Below are 8,303 nucleotides of genomic sequence, written 5' to 3'. Positions count from 1 at the left end.
GTCGGGTTGAGTCGGGGGATTGGGTTAGGCCGTCTAGGTGGCGCATTACGTCGGCTACGGGGACGGCGCCGGGGCGGTGGGTGCGCCAGCCGCCGCCGCGTTGCCAAGGGTGGGGGCCGGTGAGGGGGCGGTATTCGATGCCGAGGGCGTCTAGGCGGGGGAGGTGGGCCGTTAGGCGGTCGTGGAAGTTTGGGGCGGGGTGGCCGGTCCAGGTGATTTCGGCGGCGGCGCAGGCGCGGGGCCAGGCGCGGTAGTCGAGGGTGCGGGCGTCGGGGATGCGTTCGCTCCAGAGTTGGAACTGGGCGCCTGCGACGTGAGCCTGTTCGGCGGGGGTCCAGGAGGAGGGGACGGGGGCGAAGGCGGCCACGTCGGCGACGGTGATCGTGTCGCCGATGGCGAGGGGTTCGGTGGGGGTGGCGGCTTCGGCGTAGTCGAAGTAGAGGGGGTAGACGGGGGTCATGACGACGTCGTGGCCGGCGGCTGCCGCGCGGTGGGCGACGTTCATGCCGCGCCAGGGCATGACGATCGTGTCGGGGCGGAGGCGGCCGCTGACGAAGGCCTCGTCCCAGACGACGGCTCGGCTGCCTCGCGTGGCCAGGGCGTCGGCGAGTTGGCGGAGGAACCAGGCGTGCTGGTCGCCGGGGGTGGCCAGGCCGAGGGATTCGCGGTGGGCGGAGATTTCGGGGGAGGTGGCCCAGTCGTCGAGGACGCACTCGTCGCCGCCGATGTGGAAGTAGGGGAGCGGGCCGAGGGCGTCGATGAGCTCGTCGAAGATCGTTGTGAGGAAGTCGAGGGTGGGTGGGAGAGGGGAAAGGATGGCCGGGGAGATTCCCCAGCGGGTGAGGACCTCGTGGGATTCGGTGGGTTTGGCGCCCAGGGCCGGGTAGGCCGCGAGGATGGCGGAGGCGTGGCCGGGGACGTCGATCTCCGGGACCACGGTCACCGAGCGCGCCCGAGCGTATGCCGAAATTTCGCTCAGATCGGCCAAGGTGTAGTAGCCACCGTGCGGGATGCCGTCATCCGAGGGCTCCTCGCCAAAGAAGCTCGTCGTCGTGCTTGCCCGATACGACGAAATTTCGTGCAATCGAGGAAACGCCCGGCTTTCCACCCGCCAGCCCTGGTCATCGGCCAGATGCAGGTGCAGCCGGTTGAGCTTGTGCACCCCCATCAGATCCACCATCCGCAACACTTCCCGCTTCGGCAGGAAATGCCGGGACAAGTCCAGATGCGCCCCCCGCCACGCCAACGCCGGAGCGTCCGTCACGCGCCCGCAGGGCACCGTCCAGGCCGTTCCTGGCAACGCCGCCGCCCTGAACGCCTCCACCGGCAGCAACTGTCGCAGCGTCTGCCCGGCGTAGAACGCCCCCGCCGCATCCCCCGCCGAGATCTTCACCCCCGCCTCGGAGATCGCGATCGAGTACGCCTCCGCCCCCAGATCCCCATCCCGCTCCACGGCCACTACCGCCGCACCATCGGTCCGGCCTAGGTCTCTGTCCCGCTCCACGGTCCCTGCCACGCCACCGGCCTGGCCCAGATCTCCGTCCCGCTTCACGGTCCTTGCCACACCACTGGTCCGGCCTAGGTCTCTGTCCTGCTCCATGGTCCCCACCGCGCCATCCGTACGGCGCAGGTCCAGGACGGGGAGCGCAAGCCGTACCGAATCGACAAGATCGGCAGGACCGGCGACGAGCGACCCGACGGCGAAGGTGAACACACCAGGCGCGGCTTCCGCGAAGCGGGGACGTGGCAGCAAGCTCTCCATGCCCGAGATATGCCCAGAAGCCGCCCGGCCCGGCGGCTTCACCGGTTGCGAAGATCCGTGATTATCCATGCCCCAGATATGCCCCAAAAGACCGATAAACGATCATTTCAGGTATGTCTGGAACCCCTGCGCCAGCGCCGCGGCCAGCTTCTGCCGCCAGGCCGCGCTCTTGAACTTCGCCGCGTCCCCGGCATTCCGCATGTTCCCAGACTCCAGGAAGATCTTCGGCACGGACGACAGATTCAGCCCGCCCAGATCGGTGCGGTAATCCAGCGCCTTCGACCCGATGTAGGTGGAATAGGGCATCCCCGTCCCCGTGTGCACCGCGTTCCTGATCGTGATCCCCAGCTTCCTGGAGTCCGCGACCACCGGATCCACCGGACCGTTGATCTTCTTCGGCATGATCACATGGAAGCCGTGGTTCCCAGCCGCCGACCCGTCCGCGTGGATGGAGATCGCCGCATCCGCCTTGGCCGCGTTCCCGATCGCCGCCCGCTTGGTTATGCACGGCCCGGCACCGGTGTTGTTGGCCCTGGTCAGCTTCACCGTCGCGCCCTTGGCGCGGAGCAACTTGGCCAGCCGCTGCGCTACATCCCAGTTGAACGCGGCCTCGGAGTATCCATCGTTGGTGGCCGTCCCCGTGGTGTCGCAGGCCTTCCACTTGGTCAGCACGTTGACCTGCTTGTTGATGATCTCAGGGTGCTTGTAGTTCCCGCCGTTGTGCCCGGGATCGATCACGATGACCTTGCCGTCGAGCGGCTTCGCCGGGGCGGCGGCCTCGCCTGCCGCCCGGGCGGTTCCGTTCTTGCTGACTTCGAGCGGCGCGGTGGCGTCAGAGCCGGTTCCGGCCCCCGCCGTGCCGCCGCACGCCACGGCGCCGAGCCCGATCAGGGCCAGGACTGCGGCGGCGACCGCCGAACGACGACTCATCGCGGTTGGTTCCCTTCGCTGAGGCCTGTCAACGTCCCAACCTACGCGCAGCAGGGACGTGACCAGACCGTGATTAGCGAGAAAACCCAGAGACGAAGAGAACTACCAGGCGGCTTCCGCGGCTTCCTGCTTGTGCAGCAGTGCGGCCAGTTCCCTGGCGTCCTCGGCGTCCAGGCCGAGCACCACCCGCGGGCGGCCCCACGGATGGTCGATCGAGTGCGCCACGTAGCTGGCGACCGACTCGATGCTCACGTCCGCGGGACGGCCTCGCGTGGCCCGCCAGTGACCCCAGGCCCGTTCGAGCTCGGCCGCGGCGCGCTGGGCGCAGGAGACCAACTCCGGATCACGCATTCATTCCCCCAGGTCGATGCATCGGCGTCATGCCCGCAGTCAACACCTGCCGGAACATGACGCCGCCGCGATTGACCTAGCTTTGAGCGTCGCTTGGCGCGGCACCGGTGCTGCGCCGTACCACCAGCTGGGGGGTGACCTGGCGGAGCCGGGAGGTTTTGCCCGGTTCGCAGATGCGGTCGCTGAGCAGCGCGGCGGCCGAGCGGCCCATCGCGCGGCGCGGCTGGTCCACGCTGGTCAGCGAGATGTGGTGGACGGCGGCCAGGTGGGTGTTGTCGTAACCGACCACCGACAGGTCCTCCGGCACCCGCAGGCCCAGCTCGCTGGCGGCGGTGAGCACGCCGAGCGCGACCACGTCGTTGGCGGCGAAGATCGCCGTCGGCCGCGGCTCCCGGTTGAGCAGGGCCCGCGCCGCGCGGCGGCCGCCCTCCTCGGTGAAGTCGCCGTGCTCGACCATGATGTACGGCGCGAGCGCGTGCCTGCGCATCGCCACCAGATACCCCTCGCACCGGCACCGGGCGGCCGACGACGGCGTGCCCTCGATGTGCGCGATCCTGCGGTGGCCCAGCTCGACCAGGTGATCGACGGCCAGCCGGGCGCCGAGCTGATCGTCGTCCACGACGATGTCGACGCTGTCGAGTTCCACGTCGCGCTCGCCGACCACCACGGTCGGGGTGTACGCGGCGGCCTCGGCCAGGGTGTCGCTGGAGGGGGCGACCCCCAGCAGCACGAGCCCGTCGACGCGCAGTTCGAGGAACGCCTCGACGGCCTCGTCCTCGAACGCCGGGTCCCAGCGACCGCTGCCGATCAGCAGGCGCAGGCCCTCACCGTGCAGGCTCTCCTGGAGCCCGTCGAGGAACTCGGCGTAGAACGGGTTGTGCAGGTCGGCGACGAGCGCCCCGACCAGATGGGTCCGGCCTTCGACCAGGCTGCGGGCCACCGCGTTCGGGCGGTACCCCAGCTCTCTGGCCGCTTGGAGAACCGCCTCCCGGCGATGCTCGCTGACATGTGGCGACCCGCGCAGGACCAGGGAGACCAGTGACTTCGATACGCCCGCGCGCTCGGCGACGTTGCGGATCGTCGGTCGTGGCCGCGGGCTGAACCCGTCGGCGAGTCCGGAATCCGGTACGGGTACCGCGATGTCGTGCCGGGCAGTGGTCTGCATTGACGGTCCTGACATGGTTCTCCCCACGATGCGCGGACGTGCACCTGTCAGACAGAACGATCGAATCCCGGATAAGGTACGGGTAAATCCATCTTGATCGCTTTGGAGCGCGCTGTCAGCTAGCGACTCCGATAGTCTCGACAGTGTGGGTGCAACTCCCCGGCCGGCGAAACTTGACGCCAAGGACCGGGACAATTCAGAACAGCCAAACCAGTCAGATCAGCGGCCCGCGCGCAGGCGGCTGAGTGTCGACCGCCGCCGTGAGGAACTGATCGCCGCCGCGCTGGAGCTTTTCAGCAAGCACGACGCGGAAGACGTCTCCATCGACGACGTGGCCCTGTCGGCCGGCGCCTCCCGGGCGCTCGTCTACCACTACTTCGGCGGCAAGCAGGAGCTCTACGTCGCCGCGTTACGCAGCGCGGCCGACGAGCTGGAGGCCAGACTCCACCCCCAGCAGGGGGGCCGGCCCATCGACGAGCTCGCCGCCGGACTGCGGCGCTACTTCGATTTCGTCGAGGAGCACGCCGCGGGGTTCGCGGCGCTCCTCCGTGGTGGCCCGGCCGATCGTGCCGGCGAGATCGGTGAGATCGTCGACGGCGTCCGGCAGCGCCTGTTCAAGCTGATCATGAGCCAGATGCGGGTCACCGCGCCCAGCCCGGTGCTGCGCATCACGCTCCGCTCGTGGATCGCCTCCGTGGAGACGGCGGGGCTCGACTGGCTGGAGCACCGCGACCTGGATCGGCCCACGTTGGAGCGCTTGCTGGGCGAGCAGATGGTAGCCCTGGTGGGGGTGGCCGCCGATTACGACCCGGAGGTCGAGCGGCTCACACGTAGCTCCTAGGGTTGGGTCGGCGCCGGGCGGGCGGCGCCGGATCACATCTGGTACCGGGATGTGATGTGGACGCGCTCACATCGCTGACGCGAGCGCGCCGTTCGTCCCCCTAGGTGCTGCGATCCCCCGCTACTACTCCGAGCGCTGCTGCGGAATGCCCGCGAGCAGCGCCCGAACCTCGGTTTCCCGGTAACGCCGGTGTCCGCCGAGGGTGCGGATGGACGTCAACTTGCCCGCCTTCGCCCACCGAGTGACGGTCTTGGGGTCGACGCGGAACATGGTTGCGACCTCCGCCGGGGTGAGCAGTGGCTCGGCCTCGGGTGTACGAGCTGACATTTGTGCGGCCTCTCCTCCGTGTGGACCGGCGACAGCGATCCTGCGACTTATCTTGGCGCTTGTCACGGATGTCCCCCAATGATCCATAACGTGCGGTTTCTTGGACCATTTGCGGCATCACCCGATGTGACCATACAGCCACGTAGCGCGATTGGCGAGCCCTCTGGGCGCAACGTCTCGACCACGTGTTGATGTCACGCTCGGTGATTCTAGCGACACGTTTCGTGGTATCGCAGTGAAAACGGCAAACTACTCAGTTCGCAGTTGTCCCATCGACCATCTCATGACCCAAAGCCGCAGGTCAGCCCCACTGGTTGGGGCTCAGTTGGCCGACTCCAGACTCTGGATCGACCTCCAGCGGAGGATCACCCGCTGATACATCGCGAAGGCAAGTTCTTCCTGACCGTTGTCCAAACCCGTGAGAGCCGCCGCCAATTCGGCCACGGACTGGTCGGCCTGCAAGGTCTCGTCGTCCATCAGGTGCACCAGGCCGCCGTAGTCCAGTTCCACCAGCGAGTGCGGGTGGAACTCCTCCAGCCAGCGGCCCACGTCCTCGACGTCGGTCAGCGTGTCCACGTCGCCGACATGCCGCCGGATGACCACCAGGGCCCGAGCCACCCGCTTGCGGGCCTGCGCCATCGACGTCACGTAGAGCATGTTCCTGGCCGGGGCCATCGTGATGCCCTCCGACTCCTCGCCGCGCAGCACCAGCCAGCGCTCGGCCGAGTCGAACGGCACGAACCACGGGGTCGGGACATGCCAGGTGCTGGTCCTGATGTGCATGCGCAGGGACGGCTCGCCGCGTTTGAAGGCGTCGAACTCGTTGGCCGTACGCTCCGCGACCGGGGTCGGCACGAAACGGTCGGCCAGTTTGACCGGCATGCTGCCGCGGAAGGTGGCGAACGCCAGCCAGGAGCGCAGCCGGCTCTGCCACGGGCAGACGTACAGCACGTCGTCGACGCGCCGCAGGTAGGCGTTGTGGCTTTCCGCGCTCGGCGCGGGGAACGGCGGCACCCGCAGGATGCGCCGGACGGACTCCTCGTGCTCGACCTCAAGCGCCCCGGCCCGCCTCGGACGTTCCGGATTCTGGGCATACCTGGCCCAGGCCAGCCGATCCCGCTCCGGAAATGCGGTCAGCGGCTCGTAGACGCGGAGGTACGCGGCGTAGGGCAGCACACCCCGAATCGTGCCATGCGAAACGGATCCGCGCAGTGTCCGCCTGCTCGCAATCCATGATCGTCGTTACCCTGGAGGGTGAGATCCGCCGCAATGGAGCGGCGGACAGAGACGATCAGGAGTCACCACAGTGACCGACGTCTTCGGGCTCTCCCACCAGGAACCGAGCCGAAACTCCCGGCACGAGCAGGTCGTGTTCTGCGCGGACGACCGCAGCGGCCTGTACGCGATCATCGCCATCTACAGCACGGCTCTCGGGCCGGGCCTCGGCGGAACCCGTTTCTACCCCTACCCCGACGAGCAGGCCGCCCTGGCCGACGTGCTCAACCTCGCCCGGGCCATGGCGTACAAGAACGCCCTGGCCGGCCTGGACCACGGCGGCGCCAAAGCCGTCATCATCGGCGACCCCGCCACGGACAAGACCGAAGCCCTGCTCCGGGCCTACGGCCGGTTCGTGCAGTCCCTCGGCGGCCGCTACTACACCGCCTGCGACGTGGGCACCTACAGCGAGGACATGGACATCGTGGGCCGCGAGTGCGCCTACGTGACCGGTCGCACCCTCGCCCACGGCGGCGCGGGCGACTCGTCCATCCTGACCGCTTACGGGGTGTTCCAGGGCATGCGCGCCGCGGCCGCGCACCGCTACGGCGACCCCAGCCTGCGCGGCAAGCGGGTCGGCGTGGAAGGCGTCGGCAAGGTCGGCCACCGCCTCGTCGAGCACCTGCTGGAGGACGGTGCCGAGGTGGTGATCTGCGACGTCAACGACCAGGCCGTCGAGCGGGTACGGCACCGCCACCCGGAGGTCGACTCGCTCCCCGACGCCGCGGCCCTGGCCACCGCGGACATCGACGTCTACGCGCCCTGCGCCCTCGGCGGCGCCCTCACCGACGACACGGTGGCCACGCTGCGCGCCACGATCGTCTGCGGCGGGGCCAACAACCAGCTCGCCCATCCCGGCGTGGAGAAGCAGCTGGCCGACCGTGGCATCCTGTACGCGCCTGACTACGTGGTGAACTCGGGCGGGGTCATCCAGGTCGCTGACGAGATCGCGGGCTTCAACATGGAGCGGGCCAAAGCGAGGGCGGCTCAGATTTTTGCCACCACCCAGAAAATCTTCGCCATCGCCGACGACGAGGGCGTCCCCCCGGCCGTCGCAGCAGATAGGCTGGCAGAGCGCAGAATGTCGGAAGTCGGGCGGCTTAGAGCCATTTGGCTGGGCCGCTGACTGCCGCCGCCCAGACGGCGTACCGAGCGGGGCGCAAAACAGGTACGGTTGTAGGCGAACGAGAGGCTGACGCCCTAAGTCAGGTGGCGTCAGTGCGTGGTGCGTTAGCGACGAGGGGTCGGGCACGACCCCGCATGAGGGGGTCGAGCCAATGGGGCGCGGCCGAGCCAAGGCCAAGCAGGTCAAGGTCGCCCGCCAGCTGAAGTACAACAGCGGCGGCACGGATCTTGAGCGCCTGCGTGCGGAGCTCGGAGTCGAGGACAACGTCGATTCCGACCGCAATGACGAGCACGACCCTTATGACGAGTTGGCAGATCGGTATGCCGATTATGCCGCCGTCGACGACGAGGACGATGGGGACGACCCACCCGGGAGCCGTCGTTGAGCGGTTCCTGACCTAGCGAAACAACACCCGGCATGGCACGGCTATGCCGGGTGTTTTCGCCGCCCTCGTAAGGGCTTAGCGCTCCGGCCACCCGGAGCGCTATTCGTCGTTGCCGTATTTCGGGGGGGGGGGGGGGGGGGG

Annotated in this window: 9 protein-coding genes; 3 read left to right on the top strand and 6 right to left on the bottom strand. The window is 68.5% G+C overall.

Annotated elements, in window-relative coordinates; translation table 11 throughout:
* The 4 genes from ABGB08_RS53880 to ABGB08_RS53865 form a co-directional block, all read right to left on the bottom strand.
* A partial coding sequence (locus ABGB08_RS53880; protein WP_347608135.1) for a beta-N-acetylhexosaminidase occupies positions 1-1,762 on the bottom strand: 1,762 nt, incomplete at its 3' end.
* 102 nt (positions 1,763-1,864) lie between these two features.
* Entirely contained in the window at positions 1,865-2,692 is an 828-nt protein-coding gene (locus ABGB08_RS53875) for an N-acetylmuramoyl-L-alanine amidase (protein ID WP_347608132.1), read from the bottom strand.
* 102 nt (positions 2,693-2,794) lie between these two features.
* Entirely contained in the window at positions 2,795-3,043 is a 249-nt protein-coding gene (locus ABGB08_RS53870) for a hypothetical protein (protein ID WP_347608129.1), read from the bottom strand.
* A gap of 76 nt (positions 3,044-3,119) precedes the next feature.
* On the bottom strand, positions 3,120-4,223 hold the full coding sequence (locus tag ABGB08_RS53865) for a LacI family DNA-binding transcriptional regulator (RefSeq protein WP_347608126.1): 1,104 nt from the start codon (positions 4,221-4,223) through the stop codon (positions 3,120-3,122).
* Between the two features lie 130 nt (positions 4,224-4,353).
* Here ABGB08_RS53865 and ABGB08_RS53860 point away from each other — a divergent pair, with 130 nt between their 5' ends.
* Positions 4,354-5,049, top strand: a complete 696-nt coding sequence (locus ABGB08_RS53860) for a TetR/AcrR family transcriptional regulator (protein ID WP_347608123.1) — start codon at positions 4,354-4,356, stop codon at positions 5,047-5,049.
* 123 nt (positions 5,050-5,172) lie between these two features.
* On the opposite strand, the gene bldC is transcribed toward ABGB08_RS53860, so the two are convergent.
* Both bldC and ABGB08_RS53850 read right to left on the bottom strand, forming a co-directional pair.
* On the bottom strand, positions 5,173-5,376 hold the full coding sequence (gene bldC / locus ABGB08_RS53855; protein WP_013133571.1) for a developmental transcriptional regulator BldC: 204 nt from the start codon (positions 5,374-5,376) through the stop codon (positions 5,173-5,175).
* 321 nt (positions 5,377-5,697) lie between these two features.
* A complete protein-coding gene (locus ABGB08_RS53850; protein WP_155352100.1) occupies positions 5,698-6,552 on the bottom strand; it encodes a hypothetical protein in 855 nt (284 codons plus the stop codon).
* A 130-nt stretch (positions 6,553-6,682) separates the two neighbouring features.
* Between ABGB08_RS53850 and ABGB08_RS53845 the strand changes: the two genes are divergently transcribed.
* Positions 6,683-7,777, top strand: coding sequence for a Glu/Leu/Phe/Val dehydrogenase dimerization domain-containing protein (locus tag ABGB08_RS53845; RefSeq protein ID WP_347608112.1), 1,095 nt, complete (start codon positions 6,683-6,685; stop codon positions 7,775-7,777).
* A gap of 151 nt (positions 7,778-7,928) precedes the next feature.
* Positions 7,929-8,162, top strand: a complete 234-nt coding sequence (locus ABGB08_RS53840) for a DUF3073 domain-containing protein (protein WP_155352098.1) — start codon at positions 7,929-7,931, stop codon at positions 8,160-8,162.
* Positions 8,163-8,303 lie beyond the last annotated feature (141 nt).

Origin of the sequence: Acrocarpospora sp. B8E8 (assembly GCF_039871605.1) — a bacterium.
GTDB classification, from domain to species: domain Bacteria; phylum Actinomycetota; class Actinomycetes; order Streptosporangiales; family Streptosporangiaceae; genus Acrocarpospora; species Acrocarpospora macrocephala.
This window is presented reverse-complemented; position numbering and strand designations above follow the sequence as displayed.